Source organism: Lentibacillus salinarum (assembly GCF_042679865.1).
Classification (GTDB): domain Bacteria; phylum Bacillota; class Bacilli; order Bacillales; family Amphibacillaceae; genus Lentibacillus; species Lentibacillus salinarum.
Genome location: NZ_JBHTNH010000028.1, coordinates 1 through 23,527, shown reverse-complemented (window position 1 = coordinate 23,527; position 23,527 = coordinate 1). Strand labels below are relative to the sequence as shown.

At 46.2% G+C, this 23,527-nt stretch carries 23 protein-coding genes and 1 tRNA gene; 23 read left to right on the top strand and 1 reads right to left on the bottom strand.

Features of this window, described 5'->3' with window-relative positions; translation table 11 throughout:
• Positions 1–86: 86 nt before the first annotated feature.
• The 8 genes from spoVT (at position 87) to ACFQ4A_RS12840 (ending at position 5,939) form a co-directional block, all read left to right on the top strand.
• Entirely contained in the window at positions 87–623 is a 537-nt protein-coding gene (spoVT, locus tag ACFQ4A_RS12875) for a stage V sporulation protein T (protein WP_382401262.1), read from the top strand.
• A 227-nt stretch (positions 624–850) separates the two neighbouring features.
• Positions 851–2,437 carry a putative polysaccharide biosynthesis protein gene (locus ACFQ4A_RS12870; RefSeq protein ID WP_382401260.1) on the top strand — a complete coding sequence of 529 codons (1,587 nt, stop codon included), beginning with the start codon at positions 851–853 and terminating at the stop codon, positions 2,435–2,437.
• Positions 2,437–3,885 carry a bifunctional methyltransferase/pyrophosphohydrolase YabN gene (locus ACFQ4A_RS12865; protein ID WP_382401258.1) on the top strand — a complete coding sequence of 483 codons (1,449 nt, stop codon included), beginning with the start codon at positions 2,437–2,439 and terminating at the stop codon, positions 3,883–3,885. Before ACFQ4A_RS12870 ends, ACFQ4A_RS12865 begins: the two co-directional genes overlap by 1 nt.
• Positions 3,886–3,890: 5 nt before the next feature.
• Positions 3,891–4,148 (top strand): RNA-binding S4 domain-containing protein, encoded by a 258-nt coding sequence (locus ACFQ4A_RS12860; protein WP_382401256.1) that lies wholly within the window; start codon positions 3,891–3,893, stop codon positions 4,146–4,148.
• Between the two features lie 56 nt (positions 4,149–4,204).
• Positions 4,205–4,504, top strand: a complete 300-nt coding sequence (gene yabP / locus ACFQ4A_RS12855; protein WP_382401254.1) for a sporulation protein YabP — start codon at positions 4,205–4,207, stop codon at positions 4,502–4,504.
• Positions 4,501–5,100, top strand: coding sequence for a spore cortex biosynthesis protein YabQ (gene yabQ, locus ACFQ4A_RS12850; protein WP_382401252.1), 600 nt, complete (start codon positions 4,501–4,503; stop codon positions 5,098–5,100). The genes yabP and yabQ overlap by 4 nt, the downstream gene beginning before the upstream one ends.
• Positions 5,101–5,104: 4 nt before the next feature.
• On the top strand, positions 5,105–5,485 hold the full coding sequence (locus ACFQ4A_RS12845) for an FtsB family cell division protein (protein WP_382401250.1): 381 nt from the start codon (positions 5,105–5,107) through the stop codon (positions 5,483–5,485).
• A 73-nt stretch (positions 5,486–5,558) separates the two neighbouring features.
• A complete protein-coding gene (locus ACFQ4A_RS12840; RefSeq protein ID WP_382401248.1) occupies positions 5,559–5,939 on the top strand; it encodes a S1 domain-containing RNA-binding protein in 381 nt (126 codons plus the stop codon).
• 181 nt (positions 5,940–6,120) lie between these two features.
• On the opposite strand, the gene ACFQ4A_RS12835 is transcribed toward ACFQ4A_RS12840, so the two are convergent.
• Positions 6,121–6,194: transfer RNA gene (locus tag ACFQ4A_RS12835), tRNA-Met, on the bottom strand.
• 247 nt (positions 6,195–6,441) lie between these two features.
• On the opposite strand from ACFQ4A_RS12835, the gene spoIIE reads away from it, so the two are divergent.
• The 15 genes from spoIIE to lysS all read left to right on the top strand — a co-directional run bounded on the left by spoIIE (position 6,442) and on the right by lysS (position 22,903).
• Positions 6,442–8,898: a stage II sporulation protein E gene (gene spoIIE / locus ACFQ4A_RS12830; RefSeq protein ID WP_382401246.1), complete on the top strand. Its 2,457-nt coding sequence runs from the start codon at positions 6,442–6,444 to the stop codon at positions 8,896–8,898.
• Between the two features lie 143 nt (positions 8,899–9,041).
• Entirely contained in the window at positions 9,042–9,782 is a 741-nt protein-coding gene (locus ACFQ4A_RS12825; RefSeq protein ID WP_382401244.1) for a VWA domain-containing protein, read from the top strand.
• Positions 9,745–10,683 (top strand): protein kinase domain-containing protein, encoded by a 939-nt coding sequence (locus ACFQ4A_RS12820; protein ID WP_382401242.1) that lies wholly within the window; start codon positions 9,745–9,747, stop codon positions 10,681–10,683. Before ACFQ4A_RS12825 ends, ACFQ4A_RS12820 begins: the two co-directional genes overlap by 38 nt.
• Positions 10,684–10,780: 97 nt before the next feature.
• A complete protein-coding gene (gene tilS / locus ACFQ4A_RS12815; RefSeq protein ID WP_382401240.1) occupies positions 10,781–12,169 on the top strand; it encodes a tRNA lysidine(34) synthetase TilS in 1,389 nt (462 codons plus the stop codon).
• A gap of 15 nt (positions 12,170–12,184) precedes the next feature.
• Positions 12,185–12,733, top strand: coding sequence for a hypoxanthine phosphoribosyltransferase (hpt, locus tag ACFQ4A_RS12810; RefSeq protein WP_382401238.1), 549 nt, complete (start codon positions 12,185–12,187; stop codon positions 12,731–12,733).
• A gap of 127 nt (positions 12,734–12,860) precedes the next feature.
• Complete coding sequence (gene ftsH, locus ACFQ4A_RS12805; protein ID WP_382401236.1) at positions 12,861–14,873, top strand: ATP-dependent zinc metalloprotease FtsH; 2,013 nt, start codon at positions 12,861–12,863, stop codon at positions 14,871–14,873.
• A gap of 609 nt (positions 14,874–15,482) precedes the next feature.
• Positions 15,483–16,289 carry a type III pantothenate kinase gene (locus ACFQ4A_RS12800; RefSeq protein ID WP_382401234.1) on the top strand — a complete coding sequence of 269 codons (807 nt, stop codon included), beginning with the start codon at positions 15,483–15,485 and terminating at the stop codon, positions 16,287–16,289.
• Positions 16,286–17,164: an Hsp33 family molecular chaperone HslO gene (gene hslO, locus ACFQ4A_RS12795; protein WP_382401232.1), complete on the top strand. Its 879-nt coding sequence runs from the start codon at positions 16,286–16,288 to the stop codon at positions 17,162–17,164. The genes ACFQ4A_RS12800 and hslO overlap by 4 nt, the downstream gene beginning before the upstream one ends.
• Positions 17,165–17,397: 233 nt before the next feature.
• The gene (cysK, locus tag ACFQ4A_RS12790) at positions 17,398–18,324 is read left to right on the top strand and encodes a cysteine synthase A (RefSeq protein ID WP_382401230.1); all 927 of its coding nucleotides are present in this window, start codon (positions 17,398–17,400) and stop codon (positions 18,322–18,324) included.
• Between the two features lie 104 nt (positions 18,325–18,428).
• The gene (folP, locus tag ACFQ4A_RS12785; protein WP_382401228.1) at positions 18,429–19,262 is read left to right on the top strand and encodes a dihydropteroate synthase; all 834 of its coding nucleotides are present in this window, start codon (positions 18,429–18,431) and stop codon (positions 19,260–19,262) included.
• Positions 19,255–19,620 carry a dihydroneopterin aldolase gene (folB, locus tag ACFQ4A_RS12780; protein ID WP_382401226.1) on the top strand — a complete coding sequence of 122 codons (366 nt, stop codon included), beginning with the start codon at positions 19,255–19,257 and terminating at the stop codon, positions 19,618–19,620. Before folP ends, folB begins: the two co-directional genes overlap by 8 nt.
• Entirely contained in the window at positions 19,617–20,129 is a 513-nt protein-coding gene (folK, locus tag ACFQ4A_RS12775) for a 2-amino-4-hydroxy-6-hydroxymethyldihydropteridine diphosphokinase (RefSeq protein ID WP_382401224.1), read from the top strand. The genes folB and folK overlap by 4 nt, the downstream gene beginning before the upstream one ends.
• Positions 20,099–20,329, top strand: a complete 231-nt coding sequence (locus ACFQ4A_RS12770) for a helix-turn-helix domain-containing protein (protein ID WP_382401222.1) — start codon at positions 20,099–20,101, stop codon at positions 20,327–20,329. The genes folK and ACFQ4A_RS12770 overlap by 31 nt, the downstream gene beginning before the upstream one ends.
• Complete coding sequence (gene dusB, locus ACFQ4A_RS12765; RefSeq protein ID WP_382401220.1) at positions 20,329–21,318, top strand: tRNA dihydrouridine synthase DusB; 990 nt, start codon at positions 20,329–20,331, stop codon at positions 21,316–21,318. Before ACFQ4A_RS12770 ends, dusB begins: the two co-directional genes overlap by 1 nt.
• Positions 21,319–21,421: 103 nt before the next feature.
• Complete coding sequence (gene lysS, locus ACFQ4A_RS12760; RefSeq protein WP_382401218.1) at positions 21,422–22,903, top strand: lysine--tRNA ligase; 1,482 nt, start codon at positions 21,422–21,424, stop codon at positions 22,901–22,903.
• Positions 22,904–23,527 lie beyond the last annotated feature (624 nt).

Genomic DNA, 23,527 nt, shown 5'->3' with positions numbered 1-23,527 from the left:
ACAGCTGGTGTTTTTTTCTCATGGAGGAAACCACTGAAAATACATACACCAGATACAATCATCGCAGAAAGTGAGGCTCCAGACAGATGAAAGCAACAGGAATCGTACGCCGCATTGATGATTTAGGAAGGGTCGTCATTCCAAAAGAAATCAGACGAACCCTGCGTATTCGTGAAGGTGATCCATTAGAAATATTTGTTGACCGGGAAGGCGAAGTTATCTTAAAGAAATATTCCCCAATTAATGAGCTGAGTACATTTGCCAAAGAGTATGCAGAGGCATTGTTCGACTCACTCAACTACCCGGTGATTATTTGCGATCGTGATGAGGTGATTGCTGTCGCCGGTGAGTCTAAAAAAGATTATTTAAATAAAAGTATCGGGGCACAGCCGGAAAAGACGATGGAAGACCGCGTCCTGACGTATGAAACGGAATCAACAACAGCTGAACTGATCCAAGGGCAGGACGAGGAGCTGGATTCATATTGCATCAGTCCGATTATTGCCAATGGTGACCCGATTGGCTGTGTGATGCTGTTTTCCAAAGATGGGGATAAATTGAGTGAAGTCGAACAAAAAGCCGTTCAGACGGCTGCGAGCTTTCTGGCCAGGCAAATGGAATGACCGGGTGACATAGCCTTCTCACAATTACAATCAAAATACGAGTGGAAAAAGTGTCATGATTTTTTTCAAAAAAGATGACACTTTTTTCGTTTATCACTTCCACAGGATGTGGGCGGATTCAACAGAAGGTCCGCGGATCGGCACGACATTTGTCGGGCTTTTGAACCTCTATTTTTCTTCTTATGCTATAATGGATAGAAGCACAGATAGCAGGGAAAGGGTTTAAAATGGAGAAGAACGGTCACGAGCACAACAAACTGCTGCAAGGCGCTTTATGGCTGACGCTGGCGGGCATGATCAGCAAACTGCTGAGTGCTGGTTACCGGATTCCGCTGCAAAATCTGACAGGGGATCTTGGGTTCTATGTTTATCAGCAGGTCTATCCATTTCTGAGTATTGCCATGATGCTGGCTTTATATGGCTTTCCTTCTGCTGTTTCGAAAATGACCGTTGACATGAAATCTGCTGGGAAAGGCTTGTCAATGCGTTCCTTTTATTTGCCGCTGTTCATACTATTGTCGGTTATTGCTGGGAGTGTCTTTTTATATCTGGTTTTTAATGCAGCCGAAATAGCGGTGTGGGCGGGAGATCCTGAATTGGAGCAAGCGTACCAGCTGACCGCATTTGTCTTTTTGCTGATCCCTTTTTCCGCGTTGATGCGCGGTGTATTTCAGGGGCTTGCCTGCATGCAGCCAACCGCTTATTCACAAATCGGTGAACAGTTGCTTCGTGTTATCCTGATTTTGACTGCTGCGGTATGGATTTATTTAAGCCACGACCATATATATATGATGGGACAAGCCGCCGCCATGGCTTCACTTATCGGTGCTCTGACCGCTATTGGGATTCTTCTTTGTTTTGTCGTCCGGCACCGTCCGATTGACAGTGTTCGGTTTACGATACCATGGCGATACTATGTGACAACATTGCTCATTTTAGGGGTTAGTGCGGCACTCAATCATATGGTATTGGTCATCATCCAATTGGCTGATACATTGACCCTTATACCGGTTTTGCAGGCATACGGGCTTTCCGGTGAGGAGGCCATGAAGGCAAAAGGTGTTTTCGACCGTGGCCAGCCGCTTATTCAGCTCGGGACGGTTCTGGGTTCATCGTTTGCGTTAGCCTTGCTGCCAGCCATCCCAGGCGAAAAATTGAAGCAGGATACTGAAGCGATTTATCATTCGATCCGCAGTACCTTGCTCTTCAGTTTTTATTTGGCGATTGGTGCGACCATCGGATTGATGATGATTTTTCCGGAAGCCAACCGATTGCTTTTTCAGAACGCAGACGGAACAGGTACTTTACAAATACTGGCGAACGCTGTATTTCTCAGCTCCGTCGGAATTACAGCCGCTTCCATTCTACAGGGATTGGGTTATATGAAACGGACGGCCGGATTTGTCGCCGTTGCCTTTTTCCTGAAATGGACAGCCAATCAAATGCTGGTTCCCTGGTTGGGAATAACCGGAAGTGCTATCGCCACTGTTCTCAGCTTGGCTGTTTTTGCCGGGCTGTTGATGCAAGCTTTAAAACGAAAGCTGCCGAAACTGCAAGTTGCTCGGCATATCAGCTGGTTTGCCCTGGCAGTGGCAAATGCGGGAATGATCGGTTTTATCCTTGGCGTGCGTTACCTTGTCGGGCCGATTGCTTCAAGGACCGGTTTACTGGTTTATGTTATGGTCATCTCGATCACTGGTGCACTAATTTATTTAGGGCTGCTCTTAAGGTTTAAGGCATTCACCGAAAAAGAACTGTCCCTGCTTCCGTTCGCCCGGATATTCATTCGACTGCATAAAGAGAGGGATCATTAATGTCTTATCCAATCGACATTGTCGGGATTGGTGCCGGCGATTTAAATCAAGTGCCCCTAGGCATTTACAAAAAATTAGTGAAACAAGAGGCGGCGTTATACGTTCGCACGGCCGATCATCCAGCCGTCAAAGCATTGCAGGAAGAAGGTGTATCCTTCCAGACGTTTGACCACATTTACGAGGCAACAGAGCAGTTTGCGGAAACGTATCAGCAAATGACCGATACATTGCTGGAAAAAGCACGGCAGCAGGCGATTGTCTATGCGGTGCCGGGTCATCCGATGCTAGCCGAAAAAACCGTGCAGCTGTTACTGGACCAGAGCGATGTGCCCGTTAATATCATTGGCGGGCAAAGCTATCTTGACGCGCTGTTCACGTCGCTGAAAATTGATCCGATTGACGGGTTCCAATTTGTTGATGGGCTCGATTTTGAACGGCAGTATCTGGATTATCGCCACCATATGGTGTTCAGTCAGGTCTATGATCAGTTTATCGCAGCTAATGTCAAATTGACATTGCTGGAAGATTTACCGCCGGATTACCCGGTCAAAATTGTTGAGGCAGCAGGGAGTGATCAGGAAAAAGTCACCGACGTTCACCTGGCTGAACTGGATCGCGCCTTTCCGGATATCCATAATCTGATCTCTGTCTACATTCCACCGGTCCCGGACCATCTCCTGCACCATACCTTTTCACAGCTGCGTAAGGTAATTGCGGCATTAAGGGCACCAGATGGCTGTCCGTGGGATCGTGCCCAGACACATGAAACATTGCGGGAATACGCGATTGAAGAAGTTTATGAATTGATTGAAGCGATTGATGAGCAGGACGATGCCGGCATAGTGGAAGAACTCGGCGATATACTGTTGCAGGTGATGCTGCACAGCCAGGTTGGTGAAGATGATGGCTATTTTACAGTTGATGATGTCATCCGATCGATTACCGACAAAATGATTCACCGGCACCCGCATGTGTTTGCCGATCAGTCAGCTGAGACTGTGGATGCGGTTTATAAGACGTGGGATACGATGAAACAGGACGAAAAAGGTGACCGGACATCGTTATTAGATGGGATTCCCACCAGGCTTCCAGGGCTGGCCAGGGCTTACAAATTGCAGAAAAAAGCAGCTAAGGTCGGGTTTGGCTGGGACGATGTCCGAGACATTTGGAAAAAATTCCATGAAGAGCTGGAAGAAGTGCAAGAGGCCCTTCGCCAGCAACAGCAGCCGAAAATGGAACGAGAACTTGGTGACGTTTTGTTTGTATTGGCCAACATATCACGCTATTATAAAATCAACCCGGAACTGGCCCTTAATCAGACAAATGAGAAGTTCATGTCGCGGTTTGCCTATATTGAACGTCAATTGCAGGCACAGGGAAAAGATATTAAAGAGACTCCCCTGGAAGAAATGGACGTCTATTGGAATCAAGCAAAAAGAAGAGAGTGATTGTAGTGCGGCTGGATAAATTTTTGAAGGTTTCTCGGCTGATTAAACGCAGGACGTTAGCTAAGGAAGTTGCCGGTCAGGGACGCATTACCGTTAACGGCCAGCCGGCAAAAGCTTCTACTGTCCTTTCAGCGGGTGATGTATTGGTGATTAAGTTCGGACAGAAAGTTGTCACCCTGGAAGTAACAAGTTTAAAAGAGGCCGTGAAGAAAGATGATGCCGAAAGCATGTATAAAGTGGTCCATGAAGAGAGCGTGAATTAGGGTTCTATCCTTGTCCCTTCTATCATAAAGTAATAGTGATAAGGAGGGCGAATTGTATGAATGACTATGAACAGCAACCGGTTAAACGGACGCATGAGGATCATATGGTCAAAATGAATAACCGGAAAAACCTGGAGATAACCGGCGTCAAGGAAGTCGACAGCTTTGATAATGAAGAGTTTTTACTGGAAACGGTCATGGGTTATTTAATTATCCGAGGGCAAAATCTGCAAATGAAAAACCTGGATGTGGGAGATGGCCTGGTTACGATCAAAGGCAAAGTGTACGAGCTGTCCTATGTCGATGAACACCATCAGGAGAAAGCTAAAGGGTTCTTTAGCAAGCTATTCAAATGACACTCGATGTACAGTTCATCACGATGATTTCCATGACCTGCGGTGGCTTCTATCTGGGGATGGCGCTGGATACATTTCGGCGTCTTTCCATCTATTGGCGGCCTCGTGTCTTTCTTGTCTATGTTATGGAAATCAGTTTTTGGCTGACGCAGACATTGCTGTTATATTATGTTTTGTTTCGGGTAAACAGTGGTGAGCTACGATTTTATGTGTTTGTTGCCTTGTTACTGGGATTTGCCATGTACCAAGCCCTAGCAGCCAAAGTTTATAAACGGCTGCTGGAACGGGTGATCCGTATGACGATGTCGATTTATCATATGCTGGCTAATATGATAAGAGCGATCATTGTGACACCGATCCTGTTTATCGTACAATTGCTGGTGACGGTGGTTGTGTTTACAGGCAAACTGCTGTGGCATGTGGTCCGCCATATCCTAAAAATCGTATGGGTTCCGGTCTTTTGGCTGCTCCGACTTATTTACCGGATGCTTCCGTATTCAATCCAAAAAAATTTACACAAAATTGCAGGATTTTATAGTACAATAGAGAATACCTGTAAGAAATGGCTAAATAAGTGGCTGTCTAAAAGGAGGTAGACCTGTGCCTTTCAGGAAGAAAAACGTGACTAGGCTCGATTCAAATTATATGCAGCAGTATGATGCCTACATAGAGCGGCAAAAACGCAAGAAACAGCGGGTGATACGGCGGCTTGTTTTATTTTCCATTGTAGTGGCCATAGCTGTCGGCAGTTTGGCAACTTACCATTTTAACCAGCGTGCCCTTTATGAGAAAAAAGAATCGCAATATGAACAGCTGCAGAACGAGGTGGCCACACTGGAAAAAACGGAACAGAACTTGAAGGAAGAAATTGAACTGCTGAATGATGAAGAATATGTGTTGGATATTGCAAGGACCAATTATTTCTTCTCAAAAAAAGGCGAATTAATTTTTAAAATCCCTGAAGAAGACCCCTCTTATTGACACACTTTTACATGACTGGCTATAATATATAGGAAGTATACTTTTTAAAATTCTAAGGAGGAGCACTTTTTTTATGTCAATCGAAGTAGGCAGCAAGCTGCAGGGTAAGGTGACTGGTATCACGAACTTTGGGGCCTTTGTGGAAGTTGAGGAAGGAAAAACAGGCCTTGTGCATATCAGTGAGGTTGCCGATAACTATGTTAAAGACATTCATGAACATTTGAGCGTTGGTGACGAGGTAACGGTCAAAGTGCTCAATGTCCAGGATGACGGCAAAATAGGGCTTTCCATCAAAAAAGCAAAAGATAGACCGCCACGCCAACGTAATCGTCAACGTTCGGAATCATTTGAATCAAAAATGAACAAATTTCTAAAAGATTCGGAAGACCGTTTAGCCTCTTTAAAGAAGCACACGGAATCCAAACGCGGAGGTCGAGGTGCTAAAAGAGGATAGCACGTTTGCTGTCTACGAACAATTGATGATAAATTAACGATATAAATAAGCAGGTGCTGCGCTTGATCGCGGCACCTGCTTTTGCTTTTTTAGGGTAAAAAAGGAAATCGGCTGACTCACCGATTTCTGCAATTCCGGCCGCTGACCTCGCGGGTAGGTGCTAGCCGTATTTATCTTATAGTAGCGGTGGAGGGGTTCGAACCCACGACCTCACGGGTATGAACCGTACGCTCTCGCCAGCTGAGCTACACCGCCAAATTCAGTCACAAAAAATATAATACAACACCGTTGGCTGTGTGTCAATGGGGAAATTTGAAAACGGCTGAAATCGCCCGCCGCAAACCGAAAAGGTGACACCACTATACAGAATACGGAACCAGATGTAGAAAATCGCTTGTCCACTTAGAAACCAGTCGAACGATTTTTTGGATTCGCTCTGTTGTTTTGACAAAAATAGAATGCATCCTATGTTTTAATAGTTGGCAAGAGGGAGTGGTAGGATATGATCAATTCAGTCTCAGGAATGGAATCCAAAGGGCTTAGCGTTCATAAGGGCTGGTGGGAAAAATTCCATACGAAACTTTCCGCACAGATGAAAACCCTGCTCTTTGAACAAGGCTGGCTTTTTTATCTTGTTGGTTTTTTACTTGGACGGGCTGTCATCCTGTCGGTTGTCTCACCGTTTGCTATCGGGTTTTTGGCCGCGGTGTGGCTTATACATAGGGATAAGGCACCAAAAGTCATGCTGTCCATCCTAGCCGGAACGTTAAGCTTTTCGTTAATGCACAGTGCGTTTATCACATTGGCGATGATTACCTTCGTTTTTTTGGCCGGCATCTTTAAACATGTCCAAAAGCAGCAGATTCTGATACCGCTGTTTGTGTTCGTTTCCACAGCAGCTCCCCGGTTGTTTATTTATTCGATATGGGGGCAGCTGTCATCGTATGAATGGATGCTTCTGTTAGTCGAAGGGGTTTTGGGAACCGTTCTTGTTCTTATCTTTATGCAAAGCATTCCATTATTATCACCACAACGTTTTAAACCCACATTAAAAAACGAGGAAATTGTTTGTCTGATTATCCTTCTGGCGTCGATTCTGACCGGTACGATCGGCTGGGAAGTGTATAATGCCTCGATTGAACAAATTTTTTCCCGGTATTTTGTCCTGCTGCTGGCATTTGTCGGGGGAGCGGCCATTGGGTCAACCGTGGGCGTCGTAGCCGGTCTGATTTTATCACTTGCCAATGTGGCCAATCTTTATCAGATGAGTTTGCTTGCGTTTTCCGGACTGCTTGGTGGTCTTCTTAAAGAGGGCAACAAGATCGGCGTCAGTATCGGCCTTTTGGTCGGGACGTTTCTCGTGGCGATTTATGCTGATGTGGCGGGTATCATACCGTCCATTACCGAAACAACCATCGCGATTGGCTTATTTATGCTCACCCCGTCAAGCTGGATCAAGCAATTGTCCCGGTATGTGCCCGGAACCGAGGAACATACCAACGAGCAGGAACAGTATTTACAGAAAGTCCGCAATGTAACAGCCAAACGCGTTGAGCAATTTTCCGATGTCTTTGAGGCACTGTCGAAAAGTTTCTCGGCAGCGGAGGAATTGAAAGAAGATACGCTGGCCAATAGGCGCGAAACGGATTATTTTCTCAGCCAGGTGACCGAAAAAACATGTCAATCCTGTTTTATGAAAGAGCGGTGCTGGCAGCAGCAATTTGATAAAACATATTCACTGATGGAACATTTAAAGGATGACCTTGAAGAAGGTATAGAGCCGAATCGCAAGACCCTTCATGCATTTGAAAATCATTGTGTCAAATCCAAAAAAGTATTGGATGCGATGAATGAGGAAATCTCCTTTTTTGAAGCGAACAAAAAACTAAAAAAACAAGTGATGGAAAGCAAGCGGTTTGTCTCCGATCAATTGCAGGGCGTGTCAGAGGTTATGGATGATTTTGCCAATGAGATTCTTAAAGAGCGGCAGCATCACGAAATTCAAGAAATGCAAATCATCAACACACTAAAAAATATGGGGATCGTACTGGAGAAGCTGGACATTTACCGGCTGGAAAAGGGAAATATTGATATTGAGATGACCGTGTCATTTTATGATTACCGCGGAGAAGGGCCCAAGCTGATCGCCCCGGTTTTATCCGATATTTTAAACGAAATGATCATCGTGAAAAATGAAGAGGTCTCACCATTTCCGAATGGTTATTGTCAACTGGTGTTCGGTTCGGCAAAGGAGTATGTCGTGGATACCGGGATCGCGAATGCCGCAAAAGGTGGCGGGATTGTTTCGGGTGACAGTTATCGGACGATTGAGCTGGGTGAAGGCAAGTATGCGATGGCGATCAGTGATGGCATGGGTAACGGCCGGCGCGCCAGCGAGGAAAGTGAGGAGACTTTGCGATTATTGCAACAGATTTTGCAGACGGGTATCCCGGAAAGTGTCGCGATTAAATCGATTAATTCGATTTTATCGCTGCGCACGACGGATGAAATGTATGCCACCCTGGATCTGGCGGTCATCAACCTGCATAATGCGTTCGTCCGGTTTTTGAAAATTGGCTCGACCCCAAGTCTGATCAAACGGGGCGAGGAAATCATTAATGTTGAGGCCAGTAATTTGCCCATGGGGATTATTCAGGAATTTGATGTTGAAATTGTCGGGGAACAGCTGAAATCAGGCGATATTTTAATCATGATGAGTGATGGGATTCTGGATGGGCCGAAGCATATCGACAATACGGATGCATGGCTGAAACGGAAAGTCAGGGATATGAAAACCGATGACCCGCAGGAAATGGCCGATTTAATATTGGAAGAAGTCGTCCGGACAGGTGGGGCGATTGATGATGATATGACAGTGGTTGTTGCTAAAGTGACAAAAAATTCACCGCAATGGACCTCTATCCCCATGAATGCCGCTTATGCCGAAGCGGCCCAGTGACGGATGGTTATAACAGCTTTAGCAGTTCGATGCTGCCACAGGGAGAGGTGCGGCGCGGGCTGCTTTTGTTTTACGTCTCTGTCCACGTATATCGGCCGGCGATTGTGGCGATGATGGTAGTGGATAAGAGGGAGGTATGCCAGGTGAAAAAAGGAACGTTGAAGCAAATTTTGTTAATAACAGATGGCTGTTCGAACAAGGGCGAAGATCCGGCTGTGACAGCAGCGCTCGCCCAGCAGCAGGGGATCAGCGTCAACGTGATCGGGATTATGGATGATGACCAGACAGAGGAACCTGACGGGCTGCAGGAAGTGGAGGACATTGCTTTATCCGGCGGTGGGGTCAGCCAGATTGTTTATAAGCAGGCTTTATCCCAGACTGTCCAGACAGTCACACAACAGGCGATGACTCAGACACTGCAGGGGTTTGTCAATCAGGAACTGAAACAGATACTCGGGCCGGATCAGACCCTTGAGGAGATTGAACCGGACAAACGGGGCGAGATCATGGAAGTGGTGGAAGACATGGGTGAGACATGTGATCTGGAAGTGCTGGTGCTGACAGATACGAGTGCCAGCATGCATGATAAGCTGCCCACCGTTAAAGAAGCGTTAACCGATTTATCAATCAGCCTGAATGCTCGGATTGGGCGGAACCGGTTTGCGATATATAGTTTTCCCGGAAAGCGCAAAAGTATCGGCAAAGTGCTTGACTGGTCGCCTAAGCTCGATTCAATCTCGACGGTCTTCCCAAAGTTGACGAGCGGTGGCATCACACCAACCGGACCGGCCATACGAGAAGCGATGTACCAATTTGGCAAAAAAGGCTTGTTACGAAACCTGAGGGATGAAGATGAACCAGGCATGGAAGAAGCAGGGTATTAGCATAAGACCGGGCACCGTCATTACCGGAAAATGGCATCAGCATCGTTACGTCATAAGAAGGAAACTCGGTCATGGTGCAGTCGGGACGGTCTACTTGTGCGAACGGAACGGTCATTATGCAGCGTTGAAAGTCAGTGAAAATGCCACATCCATGACGATGGAAGTCAATGTCCTGAAGTCACTCGATAAGGTCCAAGGCAGTCGTCTTGGACCTTCTTTGCTGGATGTGGACGACTGGGAAGTTTCACAGCACAGGAAGTATTCATTCTACGTCATGGAATTTCTGCAGGGGGGATCGTTAAGCCGATTTATTGGCAGACACGGTCATGAATGGGTCGGTATTTTGATGCTGCAGCTGCTCGATGATCTTGAGCAGCTGCATCGGGCTGGTTGGGTGTTTGGGGATTTTAAACCGGATAATCTTATCGTGATCTCACAGCCCCCGAAAGTACGGTGGATTGATGTTGGCGGGACAACGCAAATCGGCCGTTCAATCAAGGAATACACCGAATTCTATGACCGTGGTTACTGGGGGCTTGGTTCAAGACGTGCGGAACCAGGTTACGATTTATTTGCATTAGTGATGGTGTTTTTAAATATATATTATCCTAAACGGTTTGAAAAAGGATCGAACCCAAAGGCAACGCTGATGAAAAAGTTACACGACGTCAGGCAGCTGCGCGTATACCAAGACACGCTGAAAAAAGCGCTGCTTGGCCATTATCGGACAAGTGCTGATATGCGGCAAGACGTTGTAAATGCGATCAACCGCCAGCGAACCCGGGGGAGGTCGGATAGCCGTACCCGTCACACGACACTCTCCCAGGCGCCCTTTAAAGAGGGTGGTGGGATTCTTCTGACCGCTTTAGTTTATTACCTTTCATCACTCTTGCTGCCTTGAGCTATACCGGCAACATGACGCTTTGTCAGGCTATCAAATTGTGATAGAATAAAAGAGGTAATCAGAGGGAACTTGCTAAATCTGGAAAGGAATTATGATGGATAACACAGTTCGCGCATTTATGAAGCATCATCAATTGATAAACGAGCATTCAACGGTTTTGATTGCCGTCTCGGGCGGGCCGGACTCCATGGCATTGCTTCACTTTTTTTACAAGGTGCGTGCGGAATGGGATTTGCGTCTGATTGCTATCTCGGTTGATCATCAGCTGCGCGGGCAGGAATCGCTGGACGATCTTGACTATGTCAGACAGATGTGTCAACAGTGGGGCATTGAATTTGTCGGGACATCATTGGATGTGCCAGCCTATAAGCAGGAAAAACAGATCGGGACACAGGTGGCGGCAAGAGAACGCCGCTATCAATTTTTTGCCGAACAGATGACCACGTACCAAGCAGACTATCTTGCATTTGGCCATCATGCCGATGATCAGGCGGAGACGATGGTGATGGGGCTTGTCCACTCAGCCAGTGTCAAATCACTGGCAGGTATTCCGTTGGAGCGGGATTTTGCTTCCGGGAAGATTATCCGGCCTTTTTTATGTGTCACGAAAGAACAAATCGAACACTATTGCAGGGAACATGGCATCACACCAAGACGAGACCCGTCCAACATAGAAAGTACATATACACGAAATGATTATCGGCACAACATCCTGCCCTTATTAAAAGAAAAGAATCACAATTGGCATCAGACGATCCGACATTTGAGCACATCACTTCAGGAAGATGAGGCCTTTTTGCAGCGGGAAGCCGAAAAGATGATTCAAGATGTCGTTATTTTCGGCCAGCCGGAGACCAGTGTTCATTTTAATATTCATACGTTTAAAGCATATCCCCGTTCTTTACAAAGGCGAGCGCTTCATCTAATATTGGGATATCTGTACAATGGGAATAAAATAGACATTACATATGTTCATGAAGAAGCGTTTTTGACGATGTTATTGAGTGACCATGGTCATGTCCAAGTTGATTTTCCACATCAATTACGGCTCACCAGATCGTATGGGACGATGTCTTTTGATTTCCAGCGCGATCAGCCGGAATCCTACCATATGATAATGGCCCTTCCTGGTGAAACGGCATTACCGGGCGGGATTACGTTCGCAGCGGATGTCACCAATGATCCACAGCGTGATCGTGAAACGGTCTATGTATGCCATAAAGGCGCGGTGGCTTTGCCATTGCATATCAGGACACGCGAGCCCGGCGATCGTTTGCGGTGGACAGGATTACACGGAAGTAAAAAAGTGAAGGATATTTTCATTGATGCTAAAATTCCAGTAAATGAAAGGAATACATGGCCAGTCATAACCGATAATAATAATGTTGTTTTATGGCTTCCGGGTTTGAAAAAAGGTTTGCCGCCAGTACAGACGGAAAATGGCACTTATATTCAAATCAGTTATACAAAACGGGATACATAATATAGGAGGAGCACCATGCACAACGATATTGAAAAAACATTGATTACAGAAGAGGAAATTGCCGCCAAATGTGAAGAGCTAGGACAACAGTTGACGAAAGAATACGAAGAGAGATTCCCGCTGGCAGTTGGCGTTTTAAAAGGTGCATTGCCGTTTATGTCGGATGTGCTCCGGCATATTCACACATATCTGGAGATGGACTTTATGGACGTGTCTAGTTATGACGGCGGTACACGTTCATCAGGCGAAGTAAAAATCGTCAAAGACTTGGATACGAAGGTTGAAGGTCGGGACCTTTTGATAATCGAGGATATCATTGACAGCGGTCTGACATTAAGCTACCTGGTGGATTTATTTAAATATCGGAAAGCAAACTCCATTAAAATTGTGACGCTACTTGATAAACCGTTAGGACGGACATCACATATTAAAGCGGATATGGTCGGATTTGAGGTACCGAATGAATTTGTGGTTGGTTACGGGCTGGACTATCAGGAGCGCTACCGCAACCTGCCATATATTGGTGTGCTCAAGCCGGAAATTTATGGAGGCGACGAAGCGTAACCCGGTCTCGGAAGGTCACATTTGCCCGGTATAAATACGCATGAAAGGTAAATACAATTAGTTGTGTTGGCTCTTTTTTTTATGGTACGATTGTTTATAGTTTTTCCCGCTTGGGAGGAGGTAAGGAATGAATCGGATATTTCGAAATGTCATATTTTATTTACTGATATTCTTAGTTGTTATCGGCGTCATTGGCGTCTTTAATGGACAAGGTGAACAAAGAGAACAGTATGATGTCCAGGAATTCATGAATGTATTAAATAATGGTGAAATCGATGAAATGACGATGCAGCCGGCTAATGGCATCATGCGTATCACCGGTAATCTGTCCGGGGGCGAGGAATTTATCGCTCAAGTACCAGATACGACAGACATTGTCACGCAAGTTTACGAACAAGCGGCAGATCAGAGTACTAAACTTAGTACAGCAGAAGAGGAACAACCAAGCGGCTGGGTCACATTTCTGACAACGATTATTCCATTTCTAATATTAGGGCTGTTTTTCTTCTTCATTTTAAGCCAGGCTCAAGGCGGCGGTGGCGGCCGTGTCATGAACTTTGGCAAAAATAAAGCGAAAATGGTCAGTGAAGATAATAAAAAGGTTCGTTTCAAGGATGTGGCCGGGGCAGATGAAGAAAAACAAGAACTCGTTGAAGTTGTTGATTTTCTGAAAGATCCCCGTAAGTTCTCGTCAGTCGGGGCAAAAATTCCTAAAGGGGTGCTGCTTGTAGGACCTCCGGGAACAGGTAAAACATTGCTGGCCCGTGCTGTTGCAGGGGAAGCGGGTACACCGTTTTTCTCCATCAGTGGTTCGGACTTTGTGGAAATGTTCGTTGGTGTCGGTGCATCCCGAGTACGTGACTTATTTGAAAATGCTAAGAAAAACTCGCCATGTATCATTTTCATAGACGAAATTGATGCCGTCGGTCGGCAACGTGGTGCAGGTCTTGGCGGCGGTCATGATGAGCGTGAACAGACGCTGAACCAGTTATTGGTTGAAATGGATGGATTTGGTGTCAATGAAGGCATAATCATCATTGCGGCAACGAACCGTCCGGATATTCTTGACCCAGCTTTGTTGCGCCCGGGACGTTTTGACAGACAGATTACGGTTAACCGTCCGGATGTCAAAGGTCGTGAAGAAGTACTGGAAGTGCATGCACGGGATAAACCATTTGATGATACAGTTGATCTCGAGACGATTGCGAGGCGAACACCGGGATTCTCGGGTGCCGATCTGGAGAACCTGTTGAATGAAGCGGCGCTTGTGGCAGCGCGCTTCGATAAAGATAAAATCGGCATGGAAGATGTGGACGAAGCGATTGATCGGGTTATTGTCGGCCCTGCCAAGAAGAGCAAAGTTATTTCCAAGAAGGAGCGCGACATTGTTGCCCACCATGAAAGCGGGCATACCATTATCGGTCTGGTCTTGGAGAATGCGGATGAAGTTCATAAAGTGACGATTGTGCCGCGCGGTCAGGCAGGCGGTTATGCCATCCAGTTGCCGAAAGAAGACCGGTCATTCATAACCAAACCGGAACTTTTCGATAAAATTACCGGATTATTGGGCGGTCGGGTCGCTGAAGAAGTGATGTTCGGTGAAGTGAGTACAGGCGCCCATAATGACTTTCAGCAGGCAACCAACATTGTACGCAAGATGATTACGGAATACGGCATGAGTGATAAAATTGGTCCGCTGCAGTTTACGAGCGGCGGCGGGGAAGTCTTCCTTGGCCGTGATATCCAAAACGACCAAAATTACAGTGATGCGATTGCGCATGAAATTGATAAAGAAATGCAAAACTTTATTAATTACTGCTATGATCGTGCCAAGAAAATCCTTACCGAGCATAAAGATAAGTTGGAATTGATGGCGCAGACCCTGCTTGATGTTGAAACACTGGACAGAGAGCAAATCAAATCATTGTTTGAAGACGGTGTGCTACCTGAACCGGAAGAAGACGATCAATCTTCTGATGATGTCAGAGTGAATATCCAGTCGAAAGACGATGACGGGGAACCGACACCTGTATCGTATGATGAAGCCAAAGAAAAGGCTGAAGAAAAACGACGGGAAGAACGTCAGGAACAAGACGAGGATACTCAAGAATCAACAGATCCGGAAGATAGAAAAGAATAATAGCGTGACAAATGATTCAGCCTCTCATGACATGAGAGGCTGATTTTTGCTCTTAGGCTGTATTATCTTGTAGAGGTTGTTCAGAAAGTCCGGTAACTGCAGAGTGTCGGCTCGAGAAGGCTTGGCGCGAGCCCGCGGAAAGCGAAATGTATGTCAACTGCGATGGTCTAAAGCAATAATATACTCGAAAAGCGCATAATTTTAAATGTCAAGCAGCTGACTATCCTAAGTTTTTCTAATCATTATAAGGCATATTTTTTCCCCGCATGTAATGGTCAGTAATTCCCCATACTATGGGGGATAACTGTCCGTGAATGTCCGATAAGTCTCGGGCCTGCACGATGCAGGTCACAAAGGCGTTGCCACAGGACGTGGCGGTTTTAGCCTTTGTTCCTTAATTTCAGCAGAGAAAAGCGTTCTGCTGAATGAAGTTTCGCTTTTCCCCGCATGTAATGGTCAATAAACCCCCGAAAAACGGGGTTAACTGACCATAAATGCCCGATAAGTCTCACTATCATTCAGCAGAGAAAAGCACTCTGCTGAATGAAGTTTCGCTTTATGATATAGTAAAAAGATAGAAAAGGTATATACAGGAAGGTTTGGTCATAAATGCTTTTTGTGCTCGACGCAGGCAATACGAATACGGTGCTCGGTGTTTTTAAGGATGATACACTCATTCACGAATGGCGCATCAAAACGGACAGGTATAAGACGGAGGATGAATTTGCTGTCCTGGTCAAATCGCTGCTCGAACACGTGAATCTGACATTCTCCGATATCACCGGGGTGATTATTTCTTCCGTGGTGCCGCCAATCATGTTTGCGCTGGAAAACATGTGCACCAAGTATTTTCATCTGGAACCAATGGTGATCGGTAAAGAATCGGTTCATGCCTTTTTGAACATGGCATATCCCCATCCTGAGGAGATTGGGGCTGACCGTATCGTGAACGCGGTGGGTGCGATTGACGAATACGGGGCACCGCTCATTATCATTGATTTTGGAACGGCAACGACCTATTGTTATATTAATGATGATAAGGCTTATCACGGCGGTTTGATTGCGCCCGGGGTGTTAATATCAATGGAAGCACTCAATAGCAAAGCATCGAAACTGCCGAAGATCGAAATCCAGCCGCCGGATCATGTGATCGGACGTTCAACCGTCGAAGCGATGCAGTCAGGCGTGTTTTACGGATACGTCGAACAGGTTGATGGGATCGTGAATCGAATGAAACGGGAAATGCAGGCAGAGCCGACAGTTATTGCTACCGGTGGTCTGGCATCGTTAATGGCCGACGCATCCGTGACCATTGATTATGCTGATAAATATTTAACATTAAAAGGCCTTTATCTGATCTATAAAAAGAATATGGAACGAAAAGTGAATACGTCTAAAGGAGACAATCAATCATGAAAGATTACCTCGTAAAAGCAACAGTCTATAACGGTAAAGTACGAGCTTATGCCATCAGCTCGACAAATACGGTGGAAGAAGCGAGACGCCGACAGGATACATGGGCGACTGCTTCAGCTGCTCTCGGACGGACGATCACCGTCAGTGCCATGATGGGCGCCATGCTGAAAGGTGAAGATTCGCTCACCGTCAAAGTCGAAGGGGATGGCCCGATCGGTGCGGTTATCGCTGACAGTGATGCAACAGGCGATGTACGTGGCTATGTCACTAACCCGCATGTTGACTTCGATTTGAACGCGCAGGGCAAGCTGGATGTGGCGCGTGCGGTCGGCACGGAAGGGAACCTCAGTGTCGTTAAGGACTTGGGGCTGAAGGAGCATTTTACGGGTCAAGTACCGATTGTATCCGGCGAGATTGGCGAGGACTTCACCTATTACTTTGCCAACTCAGAGCAAATTCCTTCAGCAGTCGGTGCTGGTGTTTTAGTTAACCCGGACCACAGCATCCTCGCTTCCGGCGGTTTTGTTGTTCAGGTCATGCCTGATGCTGAGGAAGATGACATTAAGCATCTGGAGCAAAAAATTGAGTCATTCCCGCCGATTTCCACGTTAATCCGGCAGGGGAATTCGCCTGAACAAATCTTGGAGCGGCTTTTTGGCGATGATGATGTGACCATTCACGGACGTTTGCCTGTCCGTTTCCAATGCAAATGTTCCAGGGAACGTGTTGAGCAGGCCATCACTGGACTGGGTCATGACGAAATTCAAAACATGATCGATGAGGATCACGGTGCAGAAGCCACTTGCCATTTCTGTAATGAAGTTTATCATCTATCCGAACATGAGCTGGAAGAACTTAAACAATCAGCCGATTAATCGCGAAGCATGTGACGATGAAAAAATGATTGCCCGGGAAATAGCACAGTTGACAACGATGCAGGATATATGACTAAGGTAAGACGGGACAAAAAGAAAAGCGTTGTATTCGGGCTGCGAGGCCAGTAACAACAATCTATACGAAAAGGGGCTATTTTGATTGACATTTCTCCGATTTGTGCGTATATTATACATAAAACCTATAAAGATACTAGGGATTAGGAGGGAACAGTATGAGAGTTGCTGATAATATTGCCGGTCTGATTGGGGAAACACCCATTGTCAAACTGAACCGCTCCGTTGAAAAGGGCAGTGCTGATGTTTATTTGAAACTGGAATTTATGAACCCGGGCAGTTCGGTAAAAGACCGGATTGCACTCTCGATGATTGAAGCTGCTGAGAAAAAGGGAGAGCTAAAAGAAGGCGACACCATTATCGAGCCGACAAGCGGAAACACCGGAATCGGTCTGGCCATGGTGGCGGCCGCCAAAGGCTATAAGGCGATATTAGTGATGCCCGATACGATGAGCCAGGAGCGTCGTAATCTATTGCGTGCATATGGGGCGGAACTGGTATTAACACCAGGTGCTGATGCCATGAAAGGTGCCATCAAGAAGGCGGAAGAACTGCAAAAAGAATACGGCTACTTTATGCCGCAGCAATTCAGCAATGAAGCCAACCCGGAGGTGCACGCACGGACAACCGGGGAGGAAATTGTTAAGCAAATGAGCGACGGGCTTGATGCGTTTGTGTCCGGGATCGGAACCGGTGGAACCATAACGGGAGCCGGCAAAGTATTAAAGGACCATTTTGACGGGATCAAGCTTTACGCGGTCGAGCCCAACGATTCTGCTGTTTTATCCGGCGATTCACCAGGCCCGCATAAGATTCAGGGACTTGGAGCAGGTTTTGTGCCGGAAATTCTGGACACCGCCCTTTATGATGATGTGATCCGCATATCCAATGAAGAATCCTTTCAAGTATCCCGTGATGTTGCCAGACAGGAAGGCATACTGGGCGGCATTTCCTCGGGTGCAGCCATAGCTGCAGCCAAAGAGGTCGCCAAACAATTGGGTGAAGGGAAAAAAGTGCTAGCGATCATACCGGATAATGGTGAACGTTACTTGTCAACACCGCTTTATCAGTATGACGACGAATAATATGGCGGTTAGCGATTAGGATTGGCATCAGACAATTGATGCTAGTCCTTTTTTTCATGCTGTGATAGGATAATGATAATAAAGATAATGAAAGAGGGTACGTTATGAACTTAGTTACCGATTCCAAGACCTTTCATTTAGCTGATCGGACACATATTATGGGTATTTTGAATGTGACACCTGATTCGTTTTCGGATGGCGGCCGCTACACGACAGTGGAAAGAGCCGTTGAGCAGGCTGTCTTAATGGAAAAGCAGGGTGCAGACATGATTGATATCGGCGGCGAATCTACTCGGCCGGATCACGAACCGGTGTCGCAGGGGGAGGAACTTGAGCGTATTTTACCGGTCATTGAAGCGGTCAGGCAAAACGTCAATGTTCCGATCTCCGTTGACACCTATAAAGCGGAAACAGCACGACAGGCGATTGATGCAGGTGCGGAAATCATCAATGATATCTGGGGGGCAAAACATGAGCCTGGCATAGCACGTATTGCCGCTGAGCGAAATGTCCCGATAATATTAATGCATAATCGGACAAACAAAAACTACACATCGCTCATTGATGATATGAAGGCTGATTTGCAGGAAAGCATTGATATCACGCGTGAAGCTGGTGTCTCGCCGGAAAACATTGTGCTTGATCCCGGTGTTGGTTTTGCGAAAACATCTGCTGACAATCTGACGGTCATGAATCATCTGGAACAATTCACTAATCTTGGTTATCCAATGCTTCTCGGTACGTCACGTAAATCGTTTATCGGCAAAATATTGGATGTGTCATCAGATGAACGGGATAATGGCACCGGGGCCACTACCTGTCTCGGGATTACCAAAGGTGTGCAGATCGTTCGTGTCCACAATGTCAAACTTCATGCCGAATTGGCAAAAATGATGGATGCGATGCTTGGAAAACAGGGAGTGACACCTCTTGGATAAAATTATTCTGAATCAAATGATGTTTTATGGATACCACGGCCTGTTTCCCGAAGAGACAAGACTTGGCCAGCGTTTTTATGTCGATGCCGAATTGATGCTTGATCTGAAAACGTCCAGCCGTTCGGATGATATGTATGATTCCATTGATTATGGTGAGGTGTACAACGTGATTAAAACGGTTGTGGAAGGGAAGCCGAAAAATTTGGTTGAGACGGTTGCGCAAACCATTGCTGATGAATTGTTTCAAGCGTTTGATCTGCTGGAAGCTTGCCAAGTGACTGTTACCAAACCCAACCCACCCATTGCGGGCCATTACCGGTCGGTTGCTGTGGAGATTTTCCGGGAGCGAGACGAATGAATCATAGTTACCTTGCCCTGGGATCAAATATCGAACCACGTAAAGACTATCTGCAGCAGGCAGTGAACGCCTTGAATACCCATCAGCACATCACGGTGACCAAAGAATCGTTCATTTATGAGACAGCACCTGTCGGCTATACCGATCAGGCTGATTTTTTAAACATGGTTGTTGAAGTGGAGACATCCCTTTCGTCATGGCAGTTGTTGGATGTTTGTCAGGGCGTCGAACAACAATTGGGGAGAAGACGAGGGATCCGCTTTGGACCGCGCACAGTCGACCTTGACATTTTAATCTATAATCAGGAAAATAGAGAAACAGAACGATTGACGCTACCGCACCCACGTATGCTAGAGCGGGCATTCGTACTTATTCCGTTAGGTGACATTGCACCGGAATTGACCATACCATCAACTTCCAGGACGATAGCGGATTATATGAAAGAACTTCCTGACAGTGATATAGAGGGTGTAGCACATTGGACAGAGAACGGCTCGGCAGAAGAATAAAAGCGTTTCGTAAATTGAAAGGCTACACGCAGATAGGCCTGGCAAAAGAATTGGGAATCCCGATCATCAAGCTTGGAAATGTTGAACGGGGAACGCAGGGAGCCACGGATGACCTGCTGGATCAAATAGCCGGCCGGCTGGGCATATCAAAATTGGAACTGACGGATTCTGACCCGGGGAAAAGAAGGAGGAATAGCTAATGTTTCAAATCGGTGATATCACCATCCCGAATCGTGTTGTTCTGGCACCGATGGCTGGAGTATCCAATTACGCTTTCCGCCTGACCGTGAAGGAGTTTGGTGCAGGGCTTGTCTGCGCTGAGATGGTAAATGACAAAGGAATTAATAACAAAAATGAAAAATCCATGAACATGCTCTACATTGACGAAGATGAAATGCCGATGAGCCTGCAGATTTTCGGCGGTGCAAAGGATTCATTGGTGCAGGCTGCTCAGTTTGTTGACCAGTACACAAACGCAAGCATTATTGATATCAATATGGGCTGTCCAGCACCGAAAGTAACAAAATGTGATGCTGGCTCCAAGTGGCTGCTCGATCCGGATAAAATTTATCGCATGGTGTCGGCCGTTGTGGCTAACGTCGATAAGCCGGTTACTGTCAAAATGCGGAGTGGCTGGGATGACGATCATATTTATGCGCTGGATAACGCCAGGGCGATTGAGGATGCCGGTGCTAAAGGGTTAGGTCTGCATGGTAGAACGCGACTGCAGATGTATGAAGGCTCTGCTGACTGGGATATTATTAAACAGGTAAAGCAGACAGTTGATATTCCGGTCATCGGCAATGGTGACATTGACAGCCCGCAAGTCGCCAAACAGCGACTTGACGAAACCGGAGTGGACGCCATTATGATTGGACGCGCGGCCCTTGGTAATCCGTGGATTATTTATCAGGTTGTGAAATACCTTGAAACCGGTGAGCTGGTAACGAACCCTTCACCAAAGGAAAAAATTGATGTCTGCCTGCTGCATATGGATCGCCTGATTAAATTAAAGGGCGAGAAGATTGCCATTATGGAAATGCGCAAACACGCCGCATGGTACTTAAAAGGATTGAAGGGGAATGCCAAAGTCCGGCGGAAGATCAATGAAACGGAGACCCGCGGAAATCTGACTGATATTCTCTACTCATTTGCCGAAGTATTGGAAGCATCAAGCAAAGCTTCCTGATCGATAAAACCATGGTTGACCTTTCGGGAAAAACGAAGGGTTTATTACTGAAAGCCGGGTTCCCAAAAACGCGGAGCCGGCCGTCTAAAATGGAGTGATAATGGTGACAGAAGAATTAAATGATCATATGCGGGCACGGCGGGACAAGCTTGCCTTTTATGGGGAAAAGAATGTGAACCCGTTTGGCGACAAGTTTGCTAGAACCCATTCAGCAGCTGACTTGATCAGCCAATATGATCAATTTTCCAAAGAAGAACTGGAAGAAAAAGACGATGACGTAACAATAGCCGGCCGTATGATGACAAAGCGCGGTAAGGGAAAAGCAGGCTTTGCCCACGTTCAGGACCTGAGTGGCCAAATCCAGATCTACGTCCGGAAAGATATGATCGGGGAAGACGCTTACGACATTTTTAAGTCCGCCGATATGGGGGATATTGTCGGTGTCACCGGTGTTATGTTCAGGACAAAAGTTGGGGAACTGTCTGTCAAGGCATCGACGTTCACGTTATTAACCAAGTCATTAAGGCCTCTACCGGAAAAATATCATGGGCTGAAAGATGTCGAACAGCGGTATCGGCAGCGTTACCTGGATTTGATTACCAATCCGGACAGTAAAGAGACATTCATTTTGCGCAGTAAGATTATCCGATCAATGCGTCGTTATTTGGATGAACATGACTTTCTTGAAGTGGAAACCCCGATGATGCACGGCATTCCGGGTGGTGCATCTGCCCGTCCATTTGAAACATACCATAATGCGCTGGAGATTCCATTATATATGCGAATCGCGATTGAATTACATTTAAAACGGTTGATTGTCGGTGGCATGGAAAAAGTATATGAAATCGGACGGGTCTTCCGTAATGAAGGGGTATCAACACGGCATAATCCGGAATTTACAATGATGGAACTGTACGAAGCGTATGCTGATTTTCATGATGTGATGGCTCTGACGGAAAATCTTATTTCCCATATTGCCAAAGATGTACTTGGCAGTATGCAGATTCAGTATGGCGACGAAACCATTAATCTTGAACCGGAATGGCGCAGACTGCATATCGTCGATGCCGTCAAAGAATATACAGGTGTTAATCTTTGGCCGGATATGAATGATGAACAAGTACGGGAACTGGCTAAAGAACATGGCGTTGTGATTGGGGAGAATATGACGTACGGCCATATTCTCAATGAGTTCTTTGAGCAGAAAGTGGAAGAGTCACTTGTGCAGCCAACGTTCATTTACGGCCATCCGGTTGAGATTTCCCCGCTTGCCAAACGGAATGCAGAGGATGAAAGGTTTACAGACCGTTTTGAATTGTTCATTGTCGGCCGCGAGCATGCGAATGCCTTCAGTGAGTTGAATGACCCGATTGATCAGCGTGAACGGTTTGAGGCGCAAGTAAAAGAACGAGCGGAAGGCAATGATGAGGCGCATTTAATGGATGAAGATTTTCTGGAAGCACTGGAATACGGCATGCCCCCAACAGGCGGGCTGGGGATCGGGATCGACCGTTTAGTTATGCTACTAACCGATTCCCCGTCCATCCGTGATGTATTGCTATTTCCGCAAATGCGTAGTAAATGATCTGGTCATGTGCCATCTCTCGGGTAATGACCCAAGTCGGAGCTACTACGTTAAAGTTCCGGCTACGGGTGTTATCCGTTCTGGATGAATCGTTAGTGACAATTGGGATATCGAGCGGTTGAATTTGACAGCCAACCGAGATCTTCCGGCAGCAGTGTTTTGCAGAAAGTCCTTGAGTTCAGGCGGTCAACATTTGACGCCTGTATTCGACCTTTGTTGCATTTGGATAAAAAAACCAATAACTTTTTTGTTTAATTCTATTGATTCAGGGAAAGAATCATGGTAAATTATTAAACGTCGCGCAAAGAGGTGCGGCCGGCAACAAAAATTCAATAAAAAAGTTATTGACTTTGTTGTTAGAAGATGATATATTAATTAAGTCGCTTTCGAGAGGCGACATTGAATTTGCTCTTTGAAAACTGAACAAAACAACCAGCCTGAAACAGATGTCAGGTTAAGAAGTTGAAAGCCGTGTTGATTTCGGCAGAAGACTTCGAAACCCTGTATCAATTTTTGAAGCTAAGATATGCATAAGATTGATCGGTGTCAATCTTATCGCAAACTTTTTATTGGAGAGTTTGATCTTGGCTCAGGACGAACGCTGGCGGCGTGCCTAATACATGC

Excerpts from the sequence above, each read along its gene's own strand:
- ACFQ4A_RS12870 (WP_382401260.1), top strand. The coding sequence starts at position 851 with ATGGAGAAGAACGGTCACGAGCACAACAAACTGCTGCAAGGCGCTTTA.
- ACFQ4A_RS12820 (WP_382401242.1), top strand. The coding sequence starts at position 9,745 with ATGAAGATGAACCAGGCATGGAAGAAGCAGGGTATTAGCATAAGACCG.
- ACFQ4A_RS12840 (WP_382401248.1), top strand. The coding sequence starts at position 5,559 with ATGTCAATCGAAGTAGGCAGCAAGCTGCAGGGTAAGGTGACTGGTATC.
- spoVT (WP_382401262.1), top strand. The coding sequence starts at position 87 with ATGAAAGCAACAGGAATCGTACGCCGCATTGATGATTTAGGAAGGGTC.
- ftsH (WP_382401236.1), top strand. The coding sequence starts at position 12,861 with ATGAATCGGATATTTCGAAATGTCATATTTTATTTACTGATATTCTTA.
- hslO (WP_382401232.1), top strand. The coding sequence starts at position 16,286 with ATGAAAGATTACCTCGTAAAAGCAACAGTCTATAACGGTAAAGTACGA.
- dusB (WP_382401220.1), top strand. The coding sequence starts at position 20,329 with ATGTTTCAAATCGGTGATATCACCATCCCGAATCGTGTTGTTCTGGCA.
- tilS (WP_382401240.1), top strand. The coding sequence starts at position 10,781 with ATGGATAACACAGTTCGCGCATTTATGAAGCATCATCAATTGATAAAC.
- yabQ (WP_382401252.1), top strand. The coding sequence starts at position 4,501 with ATGACACTCGATGTACAGTTCATCACGATGATTTCCATGACCTGCGGT.
- ACFQ4A_RS12800 (WP_382401234.1), top strand. The coding sequence starts at position 15,483 with ATGCTTTTTGTGCTCGACGCAGGCAATACGAATACGGTGCTCGGTGTT.
- spoIIE (WP_382401246.1), top strand. The coding sequence starts at position 6,442 with ATGATCAATTCAGTCTCAGGAATGGAATCCAAAGGGCTTAGCGTTCAT.
- folK (WP_382401224.1), top strand. The coding sequence starts at position 19,617 with ATGAATCATAGTTACCTTGCCCTGGGATCAAATATCGAACCACGTAAA.
- ACFQ4A_RS12865 (WP_382401258.1), top strand. The coding sequence starts at position 2,437 with ATGTCTTATCCAATCGACATTGTCGGGATTGGTGCCGGCGATTTAAAT.
- hpt (WP_382401238.1), top strand. The coding sequence starts at position 12,185 with ATGCACAACGATATTGAAAAAACATTGATTACAGAAGAGGAAATTGCC.
- folP (WP_382401228.1), top strand. The coding sequence starts at position 18,429 with ATGAACTTAGTTACCGATTCCAAGACCTTTCATTTAGCTGATCGGACA.
- yabP (WP_382401254.1), top strand. The coding sequence starts at position 4,205 with ATGAATGACTATGAACAGCAACCGGTTAAACGGACGCATGAGGATCAT.
- cysK (WP_382401230.1), top strand. The coding sequence starts at position 17,398 with ATGAGAGTTGCTGATAATATTGCCGGTCTGATTGGGGAAACACCCATT.